This window comes from Thiolapillus sp., assembly GCF_048562965.1.
GTDB lineage: Bacteria > Pseudomonadota > Gammaproteobacteria > Chromatiales > Chromatiaceae > Thiolapillus > Thiolapillus brandeum_A.
This window is the reverse complement of record NZ_JBHNMF010000600.1, coordinates 1-1,916: the sequence shown is the minus strand read 5'-3', so window position 1 is coordinate 1,916 and position 1,916 is coordinate 1. Positions and strand designations below refer to the sequence as shown.

General features: G+C 54.1%; 1 protein-coding gene and 2 pseudogenes. All 3 read left to right on the top strand.

Annotation, left to right across the window (positions count from 1 at the left end; all coding sequences use genetic code 11):
* Positions 1-121 (top strand): annotated as a pseudogene (locus ACOCD2_RS18185) (IS481 family transposase); the annotation flags it as partial.
* Positions 122-133: 12 nt separating this feature from the next.
* Positions 134-877, top strand: a pseudogene (locus ACOCD2_RS18180) (S-methyl-5'-thioinosine phosphorylase).
* Positions 878-909: 32 nt separating this feature from the next.
* Positions 910-1,743, top strand: coding sequence for an META domain-containing protein (locus ACOCD2_RS18175; protein WP_293649984.1), 834 nt, complete (start codon positions 910-912; stop codon positions 1,741-1,743).
* Positions 1,744-1,916: the final 173 nt, after the last annotated feature.

Genomic DNA, 1,916 nt, shown 5'->3' with positions numbered 1-1,916 from the left:
CCATGTCCCGCAGAAAAACATCGGGCACATCACGCCCATTCAGGCGCTTAAGGATTGGCACAAAAAACAACCGGAATTATTCAAAAAGAAAATCTATGATCTATCGGGACTTGACACATAGAGGAAGGCAAGCATGACTGAACGCATAGCAATCCTGGGTGGCTCTGGACTGGCCTGGCTGGAAGAACTGGAGGTCGAGCGCCAGAAAATCGTGGTCACGCCCTATGGTGAACCTTCGGCGCCTCTGGCCTTCGGGCATTTTGCCGGCATACCCGTCGTGTTTTTACCGCGGCACGGAGGTGGACATACCATTCCACCACACCGGGTGAATTACCGGGCCAACATATGGGCGCTGGAGTCCGTGGGGATCAAGCGCATCATCAGCGTGGCGTCGGTAGGTGGCATAACCATGGAGCCGGGTATTCTGTGTGTCCCGGATCAGATTATCGACTATACCTGGGGCAGAGATCATACCTTTGTGGATTGCTGCGATGTGGCGCCTATCAAGCATGTGGATTTCTCACAGCCCTATTGTGGTGAACTGCGCGATATCCTGATAAAGGCGGGGCGGAATGCCAGCGTGCGGCTGAAGATGGAGGGTACCTACGGTGCAACCCAGGGACCCCGTCTCGAAACCGCTGCAGAGATATAGCGCATGCATCGTGACGGCTGTGATCTGGTAGGCATGACCGGCATGCCGGAAGCAGCTCTCGCAAAAGAACTGGACCTTTGCTTTGCCCACCTGTCCCTGGTTGTCAACTGGGCCGCCGGTTTGGGGAAAGGGCCCATTACCGCCCGTGAGATCCAGAAGAACCTGGACACCTCCATCGAGCTTGTCAAACTGTTGCTCAGAAATCTGGAGTTTGATCGGGGATGATGCCGTTGAGAAAAATCCCGGGAATATTCCTGTTGACAGTTTCTTTGTATGTCCTGTCTGTCGCTGCCGTGTTTTCCGCCGATGATGGCGTCCCTGTGCCAGGAGACAAGCTGGCGCCTGCGGCCGGGTTCGTTGTTTCTGCCAACGCGACCGCGCCGGAGCGCGGGCTTGTCGAGGGCTTTGAACTGAAGGGAGACCTGGATAATGATGGAGAGCAGGAAATTGTGCTGGTGCTGTGGGACAACCCGGGTGGTGGTGGCGTTTTCAACTATCTGGTGATACTGGATCTTCACAAGGGACAGGTAACCAGCCGTTCCCTTTTTGTCGGTGACCGGGTACAGATCCTGGGTGGTGATATCAATGGCAATCAAATCAGCATTGATCTTGTCGAACAGGCTGCAGGTGACCCGGTCTGCTGTCCGTCTCAGAAAGCTACCCGTACCTGGGTCATTGAAGACGATGGGACGCTCAGGGAGTTGCCGGTGAAAGTTACCGGGAAACTGACCCTGGAAGACATTGGCGGAACCGAATGGATTTTACGTCGCATCGGTGAGCAGGCAGTGCCTCCCGAACCGCAAATCACCCTGACATACGAGGATGGCCGCATCAATGGCAGCAGCGGTTGCAACAGTTATTTTGCTGACATGAAGGATCAGCAGTCGGAAGCGAGCGGCGTAAAGGTTGGTCCCGTGGGCAGCACGCGCAAAGCCTGTCCCTCGGACATCATGGAGCTGGAAGGACAGTATCTGAAGTACCTGGGGCAGGTGAGCAGTTTCAGTTTCATGGAAAGGCAACTGGTGCTTTCATGGGCGCTGGGGGATCAGACGGGCACTTTGGTTTTTTCTCCCGGCAGGAAAGTCGAATAGCGTTTTCCTTTGTCTGCAGGATAGAGCGTCAAACTATTTTGATAGCCATGTCTTCCAGTGCTAGAGTTTAGAGTTTCAGAGGAGAAAAACCACTAAAAATCTCAAAAAATAGTTGACATAGCAAGGCGCGGCCTCTCAGAAGAGAAATCAACACAAACTTCTGGAGGCCGCTA